Source organism: Flavobacterium phragmitis (genome assembly GCF_900112575.1).
GTDB lineage: Bacteria > Bacteroidota > Bacteroidia > Flavobacteriales > Flavobacteriaceae > Flavobacterium > Flavobacterium phragmitis.
This window is the reverse complement of sequence record NZ_FOMH01000007.1, coordinates 196,459-215,580: the sequence shown is the minus strand read 5'-3', so window position 1 is coordinate 215,580 and position 19,122 is coordinate 196,459. Positions and strand designations below refer to the sequence as shown.

The 19,122-nt window shown below is 32.6% G+C and carries 25 protein-coding genes; 6 read left to right on the top strand and 19 right to left on the bottom strand.

From position 1 onward, the window contains the following. Nucleotides 1-85: 85 nt before the first annotated feature. The 3 genes from BM289_RS14100 to BM289_RS14095 all read left to right on the top strand — a co-directional run bounded on the left by BM289_RS14100 (nt 86) and on the right by BM289_RS14095 (nt 4,617). Nucleotides 86-1,987 carry a S9 family peptidase gene (locus tag BM289_RS14100; protein WP_091494592.1) on the top strand — a complete coding sequence of 634 codons (1,902 nt, stop codon included), beginning with the start codon at nt 86-88 and terminating at the stop codon, nt 1,985-1,987. A gap of 77 nt (nt 1,988-2,064) precedes the next feature. Then, nucleotides 2,065-2,175 (top strand): DUF1563 domain-containing protein, encoded by a 111-nt coding sequence (locus BM289_RS25855; protein WP_143102086.1) that lies wholly within the window; start codon nt 2,065-2,067, stop codon nt 2,173-2,175. Between the two features lie 3 nt (nt 2,176-2,178). Beyond that, a complete protein-coding gene (locus BM289_RS14095; protein WP_091494590.1) occupies nt 2,179-4,617 on the top strand; it encodes a hybrid sensor histidine kinase/response regulator in 2,439 nt (812 codons plus the stop codon). Between the two features lie 117 nt (nt 4,618-4,734). On the opposite strand, the gene BM289_RS14090 is transcribed toward BM289_RS14095, so the two are convergent. The 12 genes from BM289_RS14090 to pdxA all read right to left on the bottom strand — a co-directional run bounded on the left by BM289_RS14090 (nt 4,735) and on the right by pdxA (nt 13,195). Beyond that, nucleotides 4,735-6,099, bottom strand: a complete 1,365-nt coding sequence (locus tag BM289_RS14090; protein ID WP_091494588.1) for a sigma-54-dependent transcriptional regulator — start codon at nt 6,097-6,099, stop codon at nt 4,735-4,737. A gap of 129 nt (nt 6,100-6,228) precedes the next feature. Continuing rightward, nucleotides 6,229-6,525, bottom strand: a complete 297-nt coding sequence (locus BM289_RS14085; protein WP_091494586.1) for a hypothetical protein — start codon at nt 6,523-6,525, stop codon at nt 6,229-6,231. Between the two features lie 15 nt (nt 6,526-6,540). Further along, complete coding sequence (locus BM289_RS14080) at nt 6,541-6,834, bottom strand: PepSY-like domain-containing protein (RefSeq protein ID WP_091494919.1); 294 nt, start codon at nt 6,832-6,834, stop codon at nt 6,541-6,543. A gap of 16 nt (nt 6,835-6,850) precedes the next feature. Then, the gene (locus tag BM289_RS14075) at nt 6,851-7,141 is read right to left on the bottom strand and encodes a hypothetical protein (RefSeq protein ID WP_091494584.1); all 291 of its coding nucleotides are present in this window, start codon (nt 7,139-7,141) and stop codon (nt 6,851-6,853) included. A gap of 28 nt (nt 7,142-7,169) precedes the next feature. After that, entirely contained in the window at nt 7,170-7,466 is a 297-nt protein-coding gene (locus BM289_RS14070) for a hypothetical protein (RefSeq protein ID WP_091494582.1), read from the bottom strand. 75 nt (nt 7,467-7,541) lie between these two features. Continuing rightward, nucleotides 7,542-7,838, bottom strand: a complete 297-nt coding sequence (locus BM289_RS14065; protein ID WP_091494580.1) for a hypothetical protein — start codon at nt 7,836-7,838, stop codon at nt 7,542-7,544. Nucleotides 7,839-8,153: 315 nt separating this feature from the next. Further along, nucleotides 8,154-9,500, bottom strand: a complete 1,347-nt coding sequence (gene accC / locus BM289_RS14055; protein WP_091494576.1) for an acetyl-CoA carboxylase biotin carboxylase subunit — start codon at nt 9,498-9,500, stop codon at nt 8,154-8,156. Between the two features lie 110 nt (nt 9,501-9,610). Continuing rightward, entirely contained in the window at nt 9,611-10,096 is a 486-nt protein-coding gene (accB, locus tag BM289_RS14050; RefSeq protein WP_091494574.1) for an acetyl-CoA carboxylase biotin carboxyl carrier protein, read from the bottom strand. A 23-nt stretch (nt 10,097-10,119) separates the two neighbouring features. Then, nucleotides 10,120-11,118 (bottom strand): beta-ketoacyl-ACP synthase III, encoded by a 999-nt coding sequence (locus BM289_RS14045; protein ID WP_091494573.1) that lies wholly within the window; start codon nt 11,116-11,118, stop codon nt 10,120-10,122. Between the two features lie 175 nt (nt 11,119-11,293). After that, complete coding sequence (gene rpmF / locus BM289_RS14040) at nt 11,294-11,488, bottom strand: 50S ribosomal protein L32 (RefSeq protein ID WP_008465217.1); 195 nt, start codon at nt 11,486-11,488, stop codon at nt 11,294-11,296. A gap of 9 nt (nt 11,489-11,497) precedes the next feature. Next, nucleotides 11,498-12,040, bottom strand: coding sequence for a YceD family protein (locus tag BM289_RS14035; RefSeq protein WP_091494571.1), 543 nt, complete (start codon nt 12,038-12,040; stop codon nt 11,498-11,500). A gap of 105 nt (nt 12,041-12,145) precedes the next feature. Further along, complete coding sequence (gene pdxA / locus BM289_RS14030) at nt 12,146-13,195, bottom strand: 4-hydroxythreonine-4-phosphate dehydrogenase PdxA (RefSeq protein ID WP_091494569.1); 1,050 nt, start codon at nt 13,193-13,195, stop codon at nt 12,146-12,148. A 57-nt stretch (nt 13,196-13,252) separates the two neighbouring features. Here pdxA and BM289_RS14025 point away from each other — a divergent pair, with 57 nt between their 5' ends. After that, nucleotides 13,253-13,843: a riboflavin synthase gene (locus BM289_RS14025; protein ID WP_091494567.1), complete on the top strand. Its 591-nt coding sequence runs from the start codon at nt 13,253-13,255 to the stop codon at nt 13,841-13,843. Between the two features lie 31 nt (nt 13,844-13,874). Here the strand turns inward: BM289_RS14025 and BM289_RS14020 are convergent, their stop codons facing one another. The 4 genes from BM289_RS14020 to BM289_RS14005 all read right to left on the bottom strand — a co-directional run bounded on the left by BM289_RS14020 (nt 13,875) and on the right by BM289_RS14005 (nt 16,407). Then, nucleotides 13,875-14,159 carry a hypothetical protein gene (locus BM289_RS14020; RefSeq protein ID WP_091494564.1) on the bottom strand — a complete coding sequence of 95 codons (285 nt, stop codon included), beginning with the start codon at nt 14,157-14,159 and terminating at the stop codon, nt 13,875-13,877. Between the two features lie 890 nt (nt 14,160-15,049). Next, nucleotides 15,050-15,487: a DUF2846 domain-containing protein gene (locus BM289_RS14015; RefSeq protein ID WP_091494562.1), complete on the bottom strand. Its 438-nt coding sequence runs from the start codon at nt 15,485-15,487 to the stop codon at nt 15,050-15,052. A gap of 18 nt (nt 15,488-15,505) precedes the next feature. Continuing rightward, nucleotides 15,506-15,997 (bottom strand): hypothetical protein, encoded by a 492-nt coding sequence (locus tag BM289_RS14010; RefSeq protein ID WP_091494560.1) that lies wholly within the window; start codon nt 15,995-15,997, stop codon nt 15,506-15,508. Further along, complete coding sequence (locus BM289_RS14005) at nt 15,997-16,407, bottom strand: hypothetical protein (RefSeq protein ID WP_091494558.1); 411 nt, start codon at nt 16,405-16,407, stop codon at nt 15,997-15,999. Before BM289_RS14005 ends, BM289_RS14010 begins: the two co-directional genes overlap by 1 nt. A gap of 102 nt (nt 16,408-16,509) precedes the next feature. Between BM289_RS14005 and BM289_RS14000 the strand changes: the two genes are divergently transcribed. Next, a complete protein-coding gene (locus BM289_RS14000; RefSeq protein WP_091494917.1) occupies nt 16,510-16,746 on the top strand; it encodes a helix-turn-helix domain-containing protein in 237 nt (78 codons plus the stop codon). Next, nucleotides 16,736-17,167 (top strand): hypothetical protein, encoded by a 432-nt coding sequence (locus tag BM289_RS13995; RefSeq protein ID WP_091494556.1) that lies wholly within the window; start codon nt 16,736-16,738, stop codon nt 17,165-17,167. The genes BM289_RS14000 and BM289_RS13995 overlap by 11 nt, the downstream gene beginning before the upstream one ends. A gap of 121 nt (nt 17,168-17,288) precedes the next feature. On the opposite strand, the gene BM289_RS13990 is transcribed toward BM289_RS13995, so the two are convergent. The 3 genes from BM289_RS13990 to BM289_RS13980 all read right to left on the bottom strand — a co-directional run bounded on the left by BM289_RS13990 (nt 17,289) and on the right by BM289_RS13980 (nt 18,646). Further along, nucleotides 17,289-17,585: a hypothetical protein gene (locus tag BM289_RS13990; protein WP_091494554.1), complete on the bottom strand. Its 297-nt coding sequence runs from the start codon at nt 17,583-17,585 to the stop codon at nt 17,289-17,291. Between the two features lie 78 nt (nt 17,586-17,663). Beyond that, the gene (locus tag BM289_RS13985; RefSeq protein WP_091494552.1) at nt 17,664-18,098 is read right to left on the bottom strand and encodes a JAB domain-containing protein; all 435 of its coding nucleotides are present in this window, start codon (nt 18,096-18,098) and stop codon (nt 17,664-17,666) included. 59 nt (nt 18,099-18,157) lie between these two features. Then, nucleotides 18,158-18,646 carry a hypothetical protein gene (locus tag BM289_RS13980; protein WP_244165378.1) on the bottom strand — a complete coding sequence of 163 codons (489 nt, stop codon included), beginning with the start codon at nt 18,644-18,646 and terminating at the stop codon, nt 18,158-18,160. Nucleotides 18,647-19,122: the final 476 nt, after the last annotated feature.

Sequence of the window (19,122 nt, the reverse complement as noted above, 5' to 3'; positions counted from 1 at the left end):
TTAACATTAATTGGGATTTAGAATTTAACTAATTGGATTTTAAATGTTGTATTTTTAGCGCCACAAAAAATAGAATAATTTGATTATGAAAAAAGTAGTATTAACAACCTTAATAATGATGAGTTTAAACGCTATCGGACAGAATGTGATGTCGCCGGAATTGTTATGGAAATTAGGAAGAGTAACACCTCTTGGCATTTCTAAAGATGCAAAAAATGTTGTTTTTAAAGTTTCTACACCTTCTGTAGAAGAAAATAAATTGTCATCAAAATTGTATACGATTCCTGTAACTGGAGGAAATGCAGTTGAAATTAAAGACACCAAAGATATCTTATCAGATAAAAATATTTCTCCTGACGGAAAATATGTTGTTTATAACGAAGAAGTAAAAATCGATAAAGTTTTAGGTAAAGATTTTTATCCAAACCTAACAAAATCAGATGCGCAAATCTATGACGGATTAGATTACCGTCATTGGGATACTTGGAACGAAGGGAAATTCAACCATGTTTTTTATAAAGAAAACAAAGACGGCGCAAAAGGAATCGACATCTTAAAAGGTGAAACTTTTGATTCTCCACAAAAACCTTTCGGTGGTGATGAAGATTATATCTGGTCGCCAGACAGCAAAAGCATTTTGTACGTTTGCAAGAAAAAAGCAGGAACGGCTTACGCAATTTCTACTAACACAGATATTTATGAGTACAATCTGGAAACTCAAAAAACGGTTAATAAAACAGATGGTAATTTAGGTTACGATACAGCGCCACAATTTTCTCCAACAGGAAATTTAACTTGGTTGCAAATGAAACGTGACGGTTATGAGTCTGATAAAAATGATATTATTGTTGAGTTTAAAGGAATGAAACAAAACTTAACAGCAAACTGGGACGGAACTGTAGATAATTTTATCTGGAGCAAAGACGGAAAAACAGTATTTTTTGTAGCTCCAATTGATGGTACAAAACAAATTTTTTCGGTTAATTTTCCTGGCTTGACAAAAATCGCAATCAATGTTCAGCAATTAACAAAAGGAGATTTTGACGTTAATGATTTAGTTGGATTTGCCGGAGATGATATCATCGTGACTAGAACGGATATGAATCATGCTGGCGAAATCTTTTCTTTTAATTTAAAGAAAAACACCTGGAAACAACTTTCAAATGTAAATACTGAAACATACAAATCTCTAACATTAAGCAAAACTGAAAGACGTTATGTTACTACAACTGACGGTAAAAAAATGTTGGTTTGGGTAATCTTACCTCCAAATTTTGATGCTTCAAAAAAATACCCAACTTTATTATACTGTCAAGGTGGGCCACAAAGTGCGTTGACACAATCGTATTCTTTCCGTTGGAATTTCTCTTTAATGGCTGCTAAAGGTTATGTAGTGGTTGCTCCAAATCGCCGCGGAATGCCTGGTCATGGTGTAGAATGGAATGAACAAATCAGTAAAGATTGGGGTGGACAAGTGATGGATGATTACCTTTCTGCAATTGATGACGTTGCCAAAGAAAGCTACGTTGACAAAAGCCGTTTAGGATGTGTTGGTGCAAGTTACGGTGGATATTCTGTATTTTATTTAGCTGGAATTCATAAAAACCGTTTCAAAACTTTTATTGCTCATGATGGAGTGTTCAATACCGTTTCGATGTTAGGAACAACTGAAGAAGTTTTCTTTAACAACTGGGATTTTGGAGGCGCATATTGGGAAAAAGATAATGCTGTTGCTCAAAAAGCCTACACTACTTTCAACCCTGCAACTTTAGTTCAAAACTGGAACCGTCCTATTTTGATTTTCCAAGGCGGAAAAGATTTCCGTGTGCCAATCGGACAAGGACAAGAAGCTTTTCAGGCTGCGCAGTTAAGAGGAATCAAAAGCCGATTTGTATATTTCCCAGAAGAAAATCACTGGGTTTTAAAACCTCAAAATGCTCAGGTTTGGCAAGGTGAGTTTTTCAAATGGTTAAGCGAGACTTTGTAATCGTTAAAAAATTATAAATAACAGCCGTAGGTTTTACATAATCTACGGCTGTTTTATTTTATACACCTTACAATTATATAACATTATCAGTAGTTTCACTGTTCTTAAAACAGATTTTTTTAGATAAATTGCAGGACATTATAATCCCGAGATTTCGGAACCAAATTTCCCCAAAAACCTTTCAGTAAAATATGGAGACCAAAAAAAGTTACACCGCACTTAAAGTTTTGTTCAGCTATGTTGCATTATTGGCTTTGGTGGTAACCGTTGGATGGTTTTTGTATTCGGAAAATGTCGTTTATAACAAACTGGAAGATAAAATTGCTTTTGAAAAAACCAAAATTCTAAAAGTCAGTAAACTTTTCTCAAATGTTTACAAAACCGAAAGTTTAGCGAGACAAACCATTCAAAGTAATTCCGAAAAAGATTTTAAAAATTACTTAATCGAAACCGATTCGCTTCGCCTTCGTCTTGATACTCTCAAACAAATTGTTACTACAGAATACCAGAAAACGCTTTTGGATAGTGTAACTTATCTTTTATCTGAAAAGACAAAAAACATCAAGCAGTTAAAAGAAATCAAGAATAAAGCCGATGACGAAACATCGGTTAATAATGCTATTGACGAAATCACGAAAATGGAGTTCAACCTGAGAAAACTCGAACTTCAGGATTTTACCAAAAACCCAAATCAGCTGGGAAGTTACCAGCGAAGTGTTTTACAGCGATATGTTGATTATTTAAATTCGAATATTCCCGATGACAGCACCAATACGCTGAGCAAAAAAGCTTCTGATTCTATTTTGGCGAATTCTAAAAAACTTTTAAGTACTGTAAAATTAAAAGCCGAAAAGAAAAAAGAATCTTTGAATTTTGAAGAAAACAAACTGCTTCAGAATGAAATGGCAATTTCTGATCAGTTGCGAAAAGTACTTCGAATTATAGAACGTGAAATCATTATCAATTCCATTAAAAACAATTCATTAAAAGAAAAATCATTAAAAAGAGTCAATGAAATTGTAACCGCTTCTGCTGTTATTGGTTTATTGCTGACTGTATTTTTCTCTATTTTAATTGTAAGCGATTATTCTAAATCTCAGGTTTATAAAAAACAGTTGGAAATAGCCAACTTTAAAACCAAAAATCTGCTTAAAAGTCGTGAACAGTTAATTTCGACTGTAAGCCATGATTTGAAAACGCCTTTGAGCACTATTGTTGGTTATTCTGAACTTTTAGGCAATTCAGATGTGAATACCAAGCAGTCTTATTTTATCAAAAACATCAAAAATTCATCTGAGTATATTACACAGCTGGTTCAGGATTTATTGGATTTTTCGAAGATTGAAGCGGGAAAAATTACGATTGAAAAAGTTCCGTTTTTACTTCCTGAAATTATCGAAGATGTTGCTGTAAATATTCAGAGCGTTTATAAGCAAAAAAATATCGACCTTATTATTAATGTTGACGAGAAATTTCAGAAACGTATTGTTGGAGATCCATTTAGATTAAAACAGATTTTGTCCAACATTATCGGAAATGCTTATAAATTTACAGAAGAAGGTCATATTAGGGTAGCCGCTTACGCGAATGAAGAAGACACTTTTACTATTTCAATTCAAGACACAGGAATTGGAATTGAAAAAGAAAATCAGAAATTGGTTTTTGAAGAGTTCGCGCAGGCTAATGAAAACATCGAAAAAAAATACGGCGGTACAGGTTTAGGATTATCCATCTGCCAGAAGATTATTTCTATTTTGGGCGGTACTTTAAGCTTGGATAGTATTTTCGGCAAAGGAAGCACTTTTACTATTCAATTGCCTTTATTATTTGATGAAAGTCAGCCAAATAGTTTAAACAAAGTAAAAAGCAAAACTATAAAAAACACCAAAAAACAAACTTTTATCGTAGTCGATGACGATATCAATCTTTTGAATTTAACAAGTGGTGTTTTAAGACAAGAACAGCATCAGGTTTATTCGTTTACTAATCCTCTTAAGGCTTTAGAAACGATTCAGAATACTCCATTCGATTTTGTCATTTCAGATATTCAAATGCCGGAAATCGATGGTTTTATGTTTTTGGAAAAACTGAAAGAACTTCCGGAATCAATTTTTAAAAATCAACCTGTTATTGCACTTACAGGACGAACAGATTTAGATCTTTCGGTTTATAAAGATGCTGGCTTTACTACGGTTGTAAAAAAACCATATTCTCCAAAAATTTTATTGGAAACGATTCAACATATTTTAGCTCATGAAGAAATCCCTGTTTCAGAAACAATAGAAAATGAGGAGAATAATACCTCGTTAATGTATTCTTTAGAAACTCTGAAGGACTTTCTTGGTCAGGACGATTCTGCTCTAAAAGAAGTTTTAAAATCTTTTATAGAAAATACTGCTGATAATCTAAATCTTTTGAAAACAGCTGTGGAAGAAAACAACCACGATGAAATAAAATCAATTTCACATCGAATTGCTCCTATGTTCAGACAGATTCAGGCAAAAGAAATTGGTACCATCTTAAAAACTTTAGAAAATGAAGATTTGAATACTCTTGATGTTGAAAGTATTTATTCTGATTTAGAGCAAAAAGTTACTATTCTGTTTGACAAATTGAGACAAGAAATATAAAAGAAAGGAGGCTGTCTCAAAAGTAAAATCAAGCTGTTGAGAATCGCGTAAATGGAAAATTTCTCCGATAGGTACCCAAATAAAAAAGAGGTTGTCTCGACTTTTGAGACAGCCTCTTTATTCTAATTCTATATTATATTGTTTCAACTTATTATAAAGTGTTTTTCTGGTAATTTTAAGCAATTTTGCCGCTTCAGACTTATTATTCTGCGCTTTTGATAAAGCATGAATAATAGCTTCTTTTTCATTTTCAGACAATGAAAAGCTACCGCCTGTTGTTGACTGTTTTTGAATTTGAAAAAATTCTGCAGGAAGCACATCGCTTTCTATAAAATCTCCTCTAGATAATAAAGTCGAACGTTTCACACAGTTTTGTAATTCACGTAAATTTCCCGGCCAGCTATAATTCTGAAAAATTGAAACCACTTCTGGAGAAAATCCGATGATATCTTTATTCAATTGTTCGTTTGCTTTTTCAAGGAAATAATCGGCAAAAACCATCAAATCTTCGTCTCGGTCTTTTAGAGATGGAGACTGAATCGAAAATTCATTGATTCTATGGTATAAATCTTCTCTAAAATCGCCGTTTTTTACTGCCTCACGTAAATCTTCATTCGTTGCCGTAATAATGCGTATATCAACGTTTATTTCTTTATTACTTCCAACTGGTTTTATTTTTCTTTCCTGAAGCGCTCTTAATAATTGAATTTGGTTTTCGTATGAAAGGTTTCCAATTTCATCCAAAAATAAAGTGCCGCCATTGGCCGCTTCAAAATATCCCATCTTATCGCTGATTGCTCCGGTGAAAGATCCTTTTAAATGACCAAAAAATTCACTTGCCGCTAATTCCTTCGGAATAGCACCACAATCAACTGCAATAAAATTGTTGTTTTTTCTCTGGCTCTGCTGATGGATGCTTTTCGCTATAATTTCTTTTCCTGTTCCGCTTTCGCCAATGATTAAAACCGACATATCTGTTGGACTTACCAATTGAATATGATCCCAAAGTTTTTTGGAAGCAACCGAAATTCCTCTTACAAATTCATTTTCGGCAGAAGTAGTTTTTTTAACCGTTTTTTTCTTTTTTACGGGAGTTTCTGTTTCTTCTTCCTCTTCTTCTTTTGGAGTTTGCAATGCATTCGTAATCACAAGCAAAACCTCATCTGGATTAAATGGTTTCGAAATATAGTCGGCTGCACCATTTTTTATGGCTTTAACTGCAGTATTAACATCAGAGTAACCTGTCATTAAAATGACTGGAATATGCGGGTATTCGTTTTTAAATTCAGACATCAACCCAATACCGTCAGAATCAGGCAGACGAAGGTCAGTCAAAATCAAATCAAAAGATTCGTTTTTAACCGCAGTACGTGCTTCCGCAGCAGAGAAAGCAATCGTTACATCAAACGTTTTTTTAATTAGAAATTTTTCTAATAATTTACAAAACGCAATGTCATCTTCTATCAATAATATCTTGGGCATTTGCTTTTAGGGAGTTTTTTGCTAAAATAAGACTATTAAAATTGGATTTTCACAAAATTATGCAAAAAAAAAAGAGATTGCACGATGCAATCTCTTTTTCACCAAAAACATAAATCTAAATTCACCTAATTATATCTTCAACCAGTTACCATTGACATCTGAGTAAACAGTAGCCTTTTGGTCTCCAACTGATATTTCTAGTTTGTACTCTTTTTTTTCGTTTACAAATGCTTTAACCAGTTTTGCTCCTGGATAAGCTGTCTGCAAAGCTGTTTTTACAGCTGCAGGCACAGCATCTACAGCAACTTCTGTGTATTCTGATTGAATAATTACAGTCGTTTTAGAATCTTCAGAAACAGTCAATGTATGTGCTTGGACTGACATTGCTCCTAAAAGAATTACTGCTGATAAGATTAATTTTTTCATGATGCTGATTTTTAATTATTTTTTGATGATGTTACCAGAAGCATCTGTAAAAATAGTGTACTTCTTGTCTCCACTTGAAATTTCAAGTTTGTACTCGTTTTTCGCGTTTTTATAAGCTTTTTCAAGCTTAGTATTCGGGAAAGATTTTTCAATTGTTGACTTCACTGCTGCCGGAACGGCGTCTGCAGCTACTTCAGTATATTCATCTTGAATTAGTACTGATTGAGCAATCGAGATCGCTGGAAGAACTGCGGCATTTACCGATAAACTTCCTAACACAATCGCTGCTGATAAAACTAACTTTTTCATAATATATTGGTTTAAATTATTTTTTAAGAATGTTACCAGAAGCATCTGTATAAACGATTGATTTTTCGCCTCGAACGGTTATCTCAATCTTGTACTCCTTTTTATCATTCACCCATGCTTTTTCAAGCACTACACCAGGATAAGCGTCGTCTAAGCCTTTCTTAACAGCTGCTGGAACTCCGTCTACTTCTTTATATCCATCCTGATCATTAACTGTTTGCACCATTGGATTGGCAACTACAGCGGTTTCTGCGTGCATCGACAAACTGCCTAAGACAATTGCTGCCGATAGAATCAACTTTTTCATAGTAATAGTTTTTTAGGGTTAGATTTAATTATTGTTTAATCCAAGTTCCGTCTGCGTTGGCAAAAAGATTTCCTGTTTTGTCTCCAACAGTTACTTCAAGCTTGTATTCATTTTTTGTGTTTTTGAATGCTTTTGTTAAGACAGCATCAGGGTATGCTTTTTTAAGCGCATCTGTAATTGCCGTTGGAACTTCCACTACTTTAATTTCTGTATAATCATCTTGAATAGAGATTGCTTTTACGATAGTATTTGAAATTGGCGAAGTTGAAGCAAATGATGTTAAACCTCCCAAAACGATTGCGGCTGATAGAAATAAATTTTTCATGATAATTATATTTTAATATTGTTAATTTGATCTTAGTATTCTTGATCTGGATTTTCACAAAATCTACGAATTAGATTATTTTTTAATCCAAGTTCCGTCTGCATTAGCAAAAAGGTTTCCAACTTTGTCACCAACAGTAACATCAAGTTTATACTCTGATTTTTCGTTTTTATATGCTTTTGTAATTACTGCATCTGGATATGCTTTTTTCAAAGCTTCAGAAATTGCTGCTGGTAATTCTTCTAATTTGATTTCAGTATATTCGTCTTCAACAGAAATCGTTTTTACGATTGTATTGGTAACTTGAGTAGTTGAAGCGAATGAAGTTAAACCTCCTAAAACAATTGCGGCTGATAAAAATAAATTTTTCATAACGTATATATTTAAATTAATAGTTGTTTACGCTTTAGATAATGAAATTATTATGCCGTAATGAAAAAGAACTGTGCCAAACCTTGCAAGAGCTTGTTTTTAAAGGGGTTTATGTAATATACCAAAAAAAGGCAAAAAGCAAAAAGGTGTGTAAAAGAGAAAAAAGGTGTGTAATAAGTAAACACTTAAAGTGTAACCTTAGAAAAATTTCTAGTCTAAAGTTTGAGGTTTGAGGTTTCAAGTTGAATCAAAAGAACGTATTCAAAACTTATATAAAGAAAAAAAGGCTATCAAAAAATTGACAGCCTTTTAAAATTATTCCGGATTATTCATTTTAAATGTATCCATAAATGCAGTTGTATAATCTCCTGCAATATATTTTGGATCATCCATTAATTGTCTGTGGAAAGGGATTGTAGTTTTCACACCTTCGATTACGAACTCATCCAAAGCTCTTCGCATTTTACTAATTGCTTCTTCACGAGATTGTGCCGTTGTAATTAACTTAGCAATCATAGAATCGTAGTTTGGTGGAATGCTATATCCTGAGTAAACGTGAGTATCTAAACGAACTCCGTGTCCTCCTGGCATATGAAGCGTAGTAATTTTTCCTGGAGAAGGACGAAAATCATTATAAGGATCTTCAGCATTAATACGACATTCTATAGCGTGTAATTCCGGCATATAGTTTTTACCAGAAATTGGAATTCCGGCAGCAACCATAATTTGCTCACGAATTAAATCATAATCAATCACTTGTTCAGTGATTGGGTGCTCTACTTGGATACGAGTGTTCATTTCCATAAAGTAGAAGTTTCTGTGTTTGTCAACCAAAAACTCTACAGTTCCAGCTCCTTCATATTTAATGAACTCAGCAGCTTTAACAGCAGCCTCACCCATTTTAGCACGAAGTTCGTCTGTCATAAACGGAGAAGGAGTTTCTTCCGTTAATTTTTGGTGACGACGTTGAACAGAACAATCTCTTTCAGAAAGGTGGCAAGCTTTACCGTAAGCATCACCAACAACTTGAATTTCGATATGACGTGGTTCTTCAATAAGTTTCTCCATGTACATTCCGTCATTTCCAAATGCGGCAGCAGCTTCTTGACGTGCACTTTCCCAAGCTTTTAAAAGCTCTTCTTCTTTCCAAATGGCACGCATACCTTTTCCACCGCCACCAGCAGTAGCTTTCATCATAACTGGATATCCAATTTCTTTAGCTACTTTTTGTGCATGTTCATAAGATTCCAACAATCCGTCTGAACCTGGTACACAAGGAACTCCTGCCGCTTTCATTGTCGCTTTAGCAGAAGCTTTATCTCCCATACGGTCGATCATTTCAGGAGCCGCACCAATAAATTTGATTCCGTGCTCTTGACAAATTTTAGAGAATTTAGCATTCTCAGAAAGAAATCCATAACCTGGATGAATTGCATCTGCATTTGTAATTTCTGCAGCTGCAATAATATTTGACATTTTCAAATACGATAAGTTACTCGGAGGAGGACCAATACAAACCGCTTCGTCAGCAAATTTAACATGTAAACTTTCTGCGTCGGCTGTAGAGTAAACTGCAACAGTTTTGATTCCCATTTCCTTACATGTACGAATTACACGTAGTGCAATTTCTCCTCTATTCGCAATTAATATTTTTTTAAACATCTTATTTTAATTAGATAATTAGACAATTTGAGAATTAGATAATTTTAGATGCTCGTGGTATTAATTTTTCCAGATCAATCTAAAATCTAAAATCTAAAATCTAAATTTATTTATGATGGATCTACTAAGAATAAAGGTTGATCAAATTCAACTGGAGACATATCGTCAACCAAAATTTTCACAATTTTACCAGAAACTTCAGATTCGATTTCGTTGAATAATTTCATTGCTTCAATTACGCAAAGAACATCACCTTTAGATACAGTGCTTCCCACTTCTGTGAAAACTGGTTTGTCTGGAGATGGTTTTCTATAAAATGTTCCAATGATTGGAGATTTTATAGTGATATATTTAGAATCGTTAGCAGCTGGTGCTTCTGGAGTTACATTTACAACTGTTGGAGCTGTAACTTGTGGCACTTGTGCTTGAGGTAAAGCTGCCTGAGCAGGTAATTGCTGTACATAAGTTGCCTCAGTTACATTTGTTTCTAAAGTTGTTCTGATCGTGATTTTCACATCATCCATTTCTAACTTAACTTCTGCAACGCCCGAATTTGCAACAAATTTGATTAGGTTTTGAATTTCTTTTAAATCCATAATGATTCGTTTTTAGTTTTAATTTAATTCTTATCGTAAGCCCATTTTAAATAGATAGATCCCCAAGTGAATCCACCACCAAAAGCGGCAAAAATAACATTATCTCCTTTTTTAAGTTTATGCTCAAAATCAGCTAACACCAATGGCAAAGTACCAGAAGTAGTATTGCCATATCTTTCGATGTTTACTAAGACTTTAGAATCGTCCAATTCTAATCTGCCAGCAGTAGCATCAATAATACGTTTGTTTGCTTGATGCGGTACCAAAAAGTCAACGTCTTGATTTGTCAAATTGTTTCTTTGTAAAATCAATTCGCTCGCATCAGCCATATTTGTAACAGCATATTTGAAAACGGTTTTCCCGTCCTGCATAATATTGTGCTGTCTATTTTTTACAGTTTCTTCGCTAGGCGGAATCAAAGAACCTCCTGCAGGAATTTTAAGAAAATCGCGTCCTACACCATCACTTCTTAAATATTCGTCCTGCAAACCTAAGCCTTCATAATTTGGTTCAAAAAGAACAGCACCTGCTCCATCTCCAAAAATAATACAAGTTGCTCTGTCTGTATAATCTACAATTGACGACATTTTATCGGCACCAATTAAAAGAACTTTTTTATAACGTCCAGACTGTACATAAGCCGCTGCAGTTGACATTCCATATAAGAAACTGGAACATGCCGCTTGTAAATCGTACGCAAATGCATTTGTAGCTCCAATTTCTGTAGCAACAAATACTCCTGTAGAAGCCACCATCATATCTGGCGTTGCCGTTGCCATGATAATCATATCAATGTCTAAAGGATCAATATTTGCTTTTGCAATTAAATCTTGCGCTGCTTTTATCGCAAGGTAAGATGTTCCTTTATCAGCATCTTTAAGAATTCTTCTTTCTTTAATTCCTGTTCGAGTAGTAATCCACTCGTCATTGGTATCAACCATTGTTTCTAACACTTTGTTCGTAAGTACAAAGTCAGGAACATAAGCTCCAACAGCGGTAATTGCGGCTGTGATTGTATTCATTATATTCTATTATTTTCCTTTCAAATTATCATTAATTTGAAAAATTTTTAAAAGGCTTGAAAATTACAAAAAAAAACGTAACGAATTTGTCTATATTTTCCTAAAAAACGAAAATTATAACCAACAAAAAAAACTCTCACTATGTGAGAGTTCTAGTATAATTTACAAAAACGTATTAAGCAACCGCTTCAGATTTATCGATAACAACTTGCCCTCTGTAGTACATTTTACCTTCGTGCCAGTAAGCTCTGTGGTATAAATGCGCCTCACCTGTAATAGGACATGTAGCAATTTGAGCTACAGTAGCTTTGTAATGTGTTCTTCTCTTATCTCTTCTTGTTTTCGAGGTTTTTCTCTTAGGATGTGCCATTTTACTATATTATTTATCCGTTAATAGTTTCTTTAATTTTTCCCAACGCGGGTCAATATCTTCTTCTTTGTTACTCTCTTCCTTTTGTTCTTTCACACTTAACTCATTCAATTTTGTTAAAGCTTCCGTCTGAAGACTTCCATCTTTAACACCTGGATGAATTCTTTTTTGAGGTACTGAAAGCGCGATCATTTCATAAATATACTGCGCAACATCTATCTCATGTTCACCATGCGGCAAAATCAACAACTCTTCATTATCATCATTAAATTCCTCTCCAAAGCGAACTATCAACTTCATTTTCCCTTTTATAGGTAAATCAAAATCCTCGCCTGTTAGATCACAAGGCACATTTACTGTTCCTTTGTGTTTGAATTCTAATTCTAACATAGTACTTTTCTTTTCGAAAAGTAAATTGACTTTAATATCCGAACTTTGAAACTCATCGTACTCAAAATTCTTAAAGAACTCGTTATTTATCTGATACTCAAAATGGTGTTTTCCTAGTTTTAACCCTACGAAAGGAATTAAAAATTCTTTTGTTTTGCTCATTTCAACATCAATTTGAACAATTCAGTTCTGAACCTAGATACCTGAATTGGGGTGCAAAGATATAAAATTATTATAAATCTAATAATCTTATTCACCTTTTTTTGTTTATAACTGTTTTTCTTTTATTTTAAGAGGTTTTTGGCTAATCTCCTCATACTGATTACGCGAGCGAAAAATATCGATTGCAAGATAGACTGCCTCTTTAAACGAATTGTAATCTGCCATATCTTTTCCAGCGATATCATAAGCTGTACCGTGATCCGGAGAAGTTCTCACCTTACTTAATCCTGCTGTATAATTTACTCCCTTTCCAAAAGACAATGTTTTAAACGGAATTAATCCTTGATCGTGATACATGGCAACAATCGCATCGTATTTTTCATACTGACCGCTTCCAAAAAAACCATCCGCCGGAAACGGACCAAAAACCATTGTTCCGGAATCAAATATTTTCTTCAAAACAGGTTTCAAAATCAAATCATCTTCCTTTCCAATCACACCACCATCACCAGCATGCGGATTTAATCCTAAAACTGCAATTTTCGGCTTCACTATACTAAAATCCTGAACTAAAGATTTTCTAATAGTTTCAATTTTCTTCGTAATTAATTCTTCAGTCAAATGCGAAGCTACATCATTTATAGGCACATGATCTGTAATCAATCCCACTCTTAAATTATCCTGAACCATCATCATCAAAGCATTACCTTCTAATTCCCGATCCAAATAATCCGTATGTCCTGGAAATTTAAATTCTTCAGATTGAATATTGTACTTATTAATTGGCGCTGTTACTAAAACATCAACCTCACCATCTTTCAATGCTTTTGTTGCCGCAACAAATGACTTGATAGCATATTCGCCAATCTTCGGGTCATTGGTTCCTAAATTAATATCAACCCCTTCTCTCCAAAGATTCAGGACATTTACTTTTCCTGGAATAATCTGCTCCAGCTTATCCACTCCATGAAACTGAACAGTAGATGTAAAACTTTTTCTAACAAAGGAAAGAATTTTAGCATTTGCAAAAATAACCGGCGTACATAATTCCAACATGCGAGAATCTTCGAATGTTTTCAATATAACTTCGCTTCCAATACCGTTTAAATCTCCTACTGAAATCCCAACAATTATATTTTCTGCTTTTTTATTCATGAGCTCAGTTTATTTATTACTAATTTTGATGTGCAAATTTAGTAAAATAAAACCACAATGTTCACAGGAATTATAGAAACACTTGGCAGGATTCACGAAATTCAAAAAGACCAAAACAATCTTCACATAACAGTTGACTCATCCATAACACACGAATTAAAAATAGACCAAAGCGTTTCGCACAACGGAATCTGCCTTACAGTTGTAGCGATTAAAGATTCTCTTTATACCGTAACCGCAATTGACGAAACAATTTTAAAAACCAACATTAGCGATTGGAATGTTGGCGACATCGTTAATTTAGAAAGAGGAATGAAACTTGGTGATCGTCTGGACGGACATATCGTACAAGGTCACGTAGACCAAACCGGAACCTGCATTAAAATCGAAGAAGCAAACGGAAGCTGGAATTACACTTTTGAATACGACAAAAACCTAAACAACATTACTATTGAAAAAGGATCAATTACTGTAAATGGAGTAAGTTTAACTGTTGTCAATTCCAAAACAAATGAATTTAGTGTTTCAATTATTCCTTACACTTTTGAACACACTAATTTTAAAAATTTTAAAGTTGGAACAAAAATCAACCTTGAATTTGATGTAGTTGGAAAATACATTTCAAGACTATATTCAATCAACAAATAAGCCTCTTATTTCCATAAAAAAAAGCTTCAAATTACTTTGAAGCTTTTTTTGTTTGGTTTCTATAAATCACGGTAGCTCCTAAAGCTAAACCGCCAATTAACAATATCATTATATTTTGATCGATTGGCAAAATAGGCTGCCCTGGCAAACCACCATCATCATCAAGAGGACCTTCTCCATCATCGTCGGCATTCGCAGTACGAGCTGTAATTCCTTCCTTGGTAGGAGGAGGAGGTGAGGCAGCTCCAGCAGACACAATTGATATATTGAATAGTATTAATGCAAATGCTAAAAATGGGGCTTTTAGATTTTTCATAAATTCAAACTGTTAAAAACAACAGGCTTATAATTATTTAACAAATTTATTTCAATAGAAATTTCGCACAAATACTATTATACCTGCAAAATCTTGGACAAAAGTATAAGTTTTTTAAACAAAACCAACTTTTAAAACAAAAAACATCCAAGAAATTTTAACAGTTTTTCCTGAATATCCTGCAATCCCTTTTCAGAAAACGTTGTAGTGCATAAAAACCTCATTTTCACAACTCTTGATAAAATTTACAACGTTATAAGAATTTCCTGATTTTCAAAAAATTAGAATACAAATTTGAGTAAAATCCCCTATTCAACAATTACGAAATTATACAAAATTTGGATTTGACTATCCTCTTTAAACACCTTAAACATTATCGCACTTTCAATTCTAACCACACAAACTTTCAATTCTTTTTGAATTTCTTTACTCCAAAATCTTAAAACAGTCCAATTTTCTGAAACCAGAAAAGCATTAACCTCTTAATTTCTTTGTATATTCCGTTCAATTTTTGGAATCGAACAGTCACAATCTATTGCCTGTAGTGTACAAGGGTTTACGTAAAACAAAAAAGCCTCTACATTTCTGTAAAGGCTTTATATTTTCTAAAGAAGTGGTCCCACCTGGGCTCGAGTCTTTAAGTCCCATGGCAACAATATCAATACCTCACAAAGTTTATAAATTTATGTGTGCCTATTTGTATACCTTTTTAACTAGTTAAACTGCCTTCTTACTTCAATTTACCTATGACACTAGCGATTAAAGATTAGTATAACTAAACAATAAAAAAACTATATTTTTTGGTTAGTATACATTAGTTCAAAAAAGGTTCAGCTTAATGTTTAATTTTATAAAGAATCTTATTTATAAACTCTTTAAAACTAATTTAATTATTCCGTGTAATACATTTTTGGAGACTTTAATTTACTAGTTTCCTTTATACCGTCTTCGTTGCTTAGCAACTCAAAATTTACTCTTGCTTTATTTACGCCCATTTTAGGAACTAATCTCAAATAATAAGTTTTTCCAGCAACAGCATTTATAGTGTAGATTTTTTCAGATTCAGCTCTTACAATAATTTTATTTTCTCCAATTGGAGCATCAAAGCATAAATAGCTTTTTGGGCCTACTGCACCTATTTGATTTTCTTTAGAGTTTTGATAAACATCAAACTTTACAAAGCCTCCAAAATTGCCTGTTCGAATTAGATATATTCTTGCTTTGTCTTGTGGTACTTCATCTTTCGCTGTAAATTTTTTGTATTGTTTTGTCGTAGCACAAGAAACTAGCAACAAGCTTAAGATTGAAAGAGTAATTATTTTCTTCATAGATTCTGTTTTAATTAATTAAAGGTTAATGTGGTTTAATAAAAGTTCTTGAAATTCAATAACAACTCTAAACTCTATTACATTGAGTTGAAATACTATCTTCTCATAAGGCTCAGAATTTGGACTTATTACTATTTTAGGATTAAAAGATAAATTAAATCCTAGTACATCAAGATCGGAAGCAAATGCTTTAAATTCCTCTTTACTATTCTTTATTGATTGATACTTAGCCACTAGATCAGTAAAGCATTCTTGCTTTCTATAAAGATCTAAAGCATTACTCAACTTGTAATAAGCTTCAATAAATATGCAATTTTGCACTCTCTCGCTACAGACACATGGAAATGGTTTTTCATTAGCATTAAGCCATTTACTCCATTTTCTGCATTCACTATCATCTATAGCATTATAGAATTCTTCCTTATGAATCTCAAGCCACAATTGGATTTTCGCTATAGATAGTATCGGAGCTAATTCAGAAAGTTGTTTTAAGTGACACAACTTACTCATTATAGAATCAACATATTAAATTTTATGTTGTTGATTTTTTTCGTCTGTAGATTCTCCTTTACTATTGTTAAATCTAAAAAATGTTCTGAATTGAAATTAGTAGTTCTGTATTTGTAAAGATTAGTTTGAAAACAAATTTCATTATTTAAAAAATCAACCTTCTCAAAAACACTATGAAATTGATACGATGATCTTATAAGATCCTCTGTAATTATTCTACCAAATTTTAATACATTTTTATCAGAATCAAAAGCAAAACGTAAAACTTCATATTTATGATTAGGGTTTGCATTTTCTACTACCTTTCTAAATAGATTATTAAACCCTGAAGTCTTAAATTCAGTATCAATATCCACGTCGATCTTTCTAATAAAAACGCACTTGCTTAAAAAATCAATTTTCTTTTTCATTCTTTAAATTTAAATTAAAACATCTATAATTTGCACTTGTCATATATGACATTAACTAAAACAAATATAACCACTTGATTTGACTTGTCAAATATGTCAAGTGTGGAAAAATCAGATTTACTTAAAAATGTTGGTAAGAGAATCCAAAACTTAAGATTGAGCAAAGGCTTGTCTCAAGTTGACTTAGTGGGTAAAATCGAAGGAAATATTGACACTACCAATATTTCAAGAATTGAATCAGGAAGAACTAATCCTACTATATACACTTTATATAGAATTAGCAAAGCACTAGAAATTTCGTTAGAAGAACTATTGAAGACTGAAGAACATGACAAGTAGTAAATGGTATAAAACTTTAAGCTTTTTCTTAAAAAAGGGATATATCAATAACGGACTAACATTGCCTTTTCTAGCCGGGCTCTATGAAGAAAATGAAATTACTATTGAGGATCTAATTACTGAAATGTGCAATATCAACAGTATATCTATTCAAAAATGCCCGAGGATTAATGAATTTGTTTTTGGAATACTTATTTTAGAATCTAAAGAAGAATTAAAACATTATAAACTGCTAGGAGGATTATTTTTACTAGACAATTCTTTGGATGAATTTAACAGAATTGATGACTTAATAAATCATTTTGAACAAATTTATCTTACTAAAATTAATAGCAATTGCTTTTCTAAAAACAATGGAAGATGGGGTTATTATAATGAAAATGAAAAAAATCATTTAAAAGAAGTAGACATAATAAAATAGCTATATTATATAATATCTATTATAGAGAATAGATCATTTTTACGCGGCATTTTAATAGTTTAGAGCTCACTTACATTTGCAAGATATATAAAAAAATAAAGCCCAATAAATTATTGGGCTTTTATAATTGATGTCTAACAGATATATTAGGTTCTTTTACTGTTGTATTTTCTTCTATTGTCACTGTTATTCTTGTTTCTATTTCCATATTGACCTCCTTTTCTTCTTTTTTTCTCTTGTTATTATCTACATTTTCAATTTGGCAACCTTTAATAAGTTTTTTTACTTGACGATAAACATCTCTTAAGTAAAAAATTACTAATCCTACATACATCACATTAAGTTCATGACAAGCATGAATAATGTAATAAATTGTCATTGCTACATACAACAGTAATTCAAAGACCTCTTCTAACATCTGCGACCAGTGGTCTGCTAATTTTACACAAAGGTACTACAATTCTTCCAAAAAAGCAAGTTTTTTTACAAAACTAAATTATAAAATACAGTTATCACTAAAGCTATAATAACCTTGTCTTGTAATTATTAAATGATCTAAAAGATTTAAATCCAATATTCTACAGGCTTCTTTAAGCTTTTTTGTAATTAACTTGTCAGGCTCACTAGGCTCTAGAGCACCACTAGGATGATTATGAGTAATTACAATATTCGACGCATTACATTTTAATGCTATACCCAGAATTATTTTAATATCCACCACAGTTCCTGAAGTTCCCCCTTTAGACATTTCATAAATTCCTAATACAATATTCGCTCTATTAAGAAGTACGATTTTAACTTCTTCTTGGAATTCTATAAGATCTAAATCCCACTGCTTAACAACCAGATTATACAAAATTTGGCTATTAGTTACTTTTATCCTTTCAACGTTATTATTTGAATAGGAAACTTTTATTTCTGCTACTTCCATAAAGAATTAAGTGTTAGAACCAATATAGATATACCATATAAGAACTAACACTTTTTGAATTATTGGATTGACATTTCCGTTAAATGACCATTACGAGAGAATGTTTCTACTCTTGTGGCAAAATCATTTTCAAATACTCCCTTATTGGAGCTAGCGGAGCTGGGAATATTTATTTCTGGTTGATAAACATACCTATGGGTTAACATTATAATTTCTCCTGTTTCCCTAACAGTGTATTCATAAGGTTCTGAATCCATTTTTCTAATGCCTCCGGGTATATCTGTTCCTAATAATGCCTTACAGGTTTCCTCATCAAACGTAGATGAGATATTTGCTTTTTTTGCTGTCGCATAATATTGCCCTGTTTTGGTGCTTAATACCATTTCAATCCCACTTTGGATTTCTAACACAAAGAATAATTTACCTTCCTCTGTTTGTCTTTTTTGATAGTTTACAATTCGTACCATGTTTATGTTTTTTTTTGAGTTGATAATATCCTGATCCAAAACATTCTTTAAATCAAGAGCAATAAATTTGTCATTGCTCAAAATAAGTGAGGGTATTTAGTGAGATAATTAAATAGAATCCGACATTACTCTTTAAACAACATACTTAGAAGCATAATAGACATACAAAAGAAATACATCTAAACTCAAAACTATGACACAGAAATTATAAACATATTAACTACAAGAATGCAGAATCTGTAAAGAAAAAATATTTAGTACACTATCTGAACCACAAATTTTCTAATTTTCTCACAACTAGGTACGGGTATCTGTAAACTGCTTAGACCCATACGGGGGTACTTTGAGGTAGGCTATGCGTAAGTAATATTAATGTCTCGAAAAAATTTTATAAAAAAATTATTTCGATTTTTTTTATAACAAATAATAAAAACTCATCAATATGCTGATTATCAAAACAAATCTATTCAGTACATTATTGATTTAAAAACGAACATACCATTCACACATTTTAATTTAAGAAGATTGTTTCATATCAGCAAATAATTCTTACATTG

Coding starts and splice junctions, on each gene's coding strand:
- BM289_RS14070 (WP_091494582.1), bottom strand. CDS start 7,466: ATGAAAAATTTATTTCTATCAGCCGCAATCGTTTTGGGAGGTTTAACA.
- BM289_RS13985 (WP_091494552.1), bottom strand. CDS start 18,098: ATGGAAGTAGCAGAAATAAAAGTTTCCTATTCAAATAATAACGTTGAA.
- BM289_RS14045 (WP_091494573.1), bottom strand. CDS start 11,118: ATGAATACAATCACAGCCGCAATTACCGCTGTTGGAGCTTATGTTCCT.
- BM289_RS14090 (WP_091494588.1), bottom strand. CDS start 6,099: ATGCCCAAGATATTATTGATAGAAGATGACATTGCGTTTTGTAAATTA.
- BM289_RS14080 (WP_091494919.1), bottom strand. CDS start 6,834: ATGAAAAAGTTAGTTTTATCAGCAGCGATTGTGTTAGGAAGTTTATCG.
- BM289_RS14065 (WP_091494580.1), bottom strand. CDS start 7,838: ATGAAAAATTTATTTTTATCAGCCGCAATTGTTTTAGGAGGTTTAACT.
- BM289_RS14075 (WP_091494584.1), bottom strand. CDS start 7,141: ATGAAAAAGTTGATTCTATCGGCAGCAATTGTCTTAGGCAGTTTGTCG.
- accC (WP_091494576.1), bottom strand. CDS start 9,500: ATGTTTAAAAAAATATTAATTGCGAATAGAGGAGAAATTGCACTACGT.
- accB (WP_091494574.1), bottom strand. CDS start 10,096: ATGGATTTAAAAGAAATTCAAAACCTAATCAAATTTGTTGCAAATTCG.
- BM289_RS14010 (WP_091494560.1), bottom strand. CDS start 15,997: ATGAGTAAGTTGTGTCACTTAAAACAACTTTCTGAATTAGCTCCGATA.
- BM289_RS14100 (WP_091494592.1), top strand. CDS start 86: ATGAAAAAAGTAGTATTAACAACCTTAATAATGATGAGTTTAAACGCT.
- BM289_RS14020 (WP_091494564.1), bottom strand. CDS start 14,159: ATGAAAAATCTAAAAGCCCCATTTTTAGCATTTGCATTAATACTATTC.
- BM289_RS14085 (WP_091494586.1), bottom strand. CDS start 6,525: ATGAAAAAATTAATCTTATCAGCAGTAATTCTTTTAGGAGCAATGTCA.
- BM289_RS14015 (WP_091494562.1), bottom strand. CDS start 15,487: ATGAAGAAAATAATTACTCTTTCAATCTTAAGCTTGTTGCTAGTTTCT.
- BM289_RS14035 (WP_091494571.1), bottom strand. CDS start 12,040: ATGAGCAAAACAAAAGAATTTTTAATTCCTTTCGTAGGGTTAAAACTA.
- BM289_RS13995 (WP_091494556.1), top strand. CDS start 16,736: ATGACAAGTAGTAAATGGTATAAAACTTTAAGCTTTTTCTTAAAAAAG.
- BM289_RS14095 (WP_091494590.1), top strand. CDS start 2,179: ATGGAGACCAAAAAAAGTTACACCGCACTTAAAGTTTTGTTCAGCTAT.
- BM289_RS14025 (WP_091494567.1), top strand. CDS start 13,253: ATGTTCACAGGAATTATAGAAACACTTGGCAGGATTCACGAAATTCAA.
- rpmF (WP_008465217.1), bottom strand. CDS start 11,488: ATGGCACATCCTAAGAGAAAAACCTCGAAAACAAGAAGAGATAAGAGA.
- pdxA (WP_091494569.1), bottom strand. CDS start 13,195: ATGAATAAAAAAGCAGAAAATATAATTGTTGGGATTTCAGTAGGAGAT.
- BM289_RS13990 (WP_091494554.1), bottom strand. CDS start 17,585: ATGTTAGAAGAGGTCTTTGAATTACTGTTGTATGTAGCAATGACAATT.
- BM289_RS14005 (WP_091494558.1), bottom strand. CDS start 16,407: ATGAAAAAGAAAATTGATTTTTTAAGCAAGTGCGTTTTTATTAGAAAG.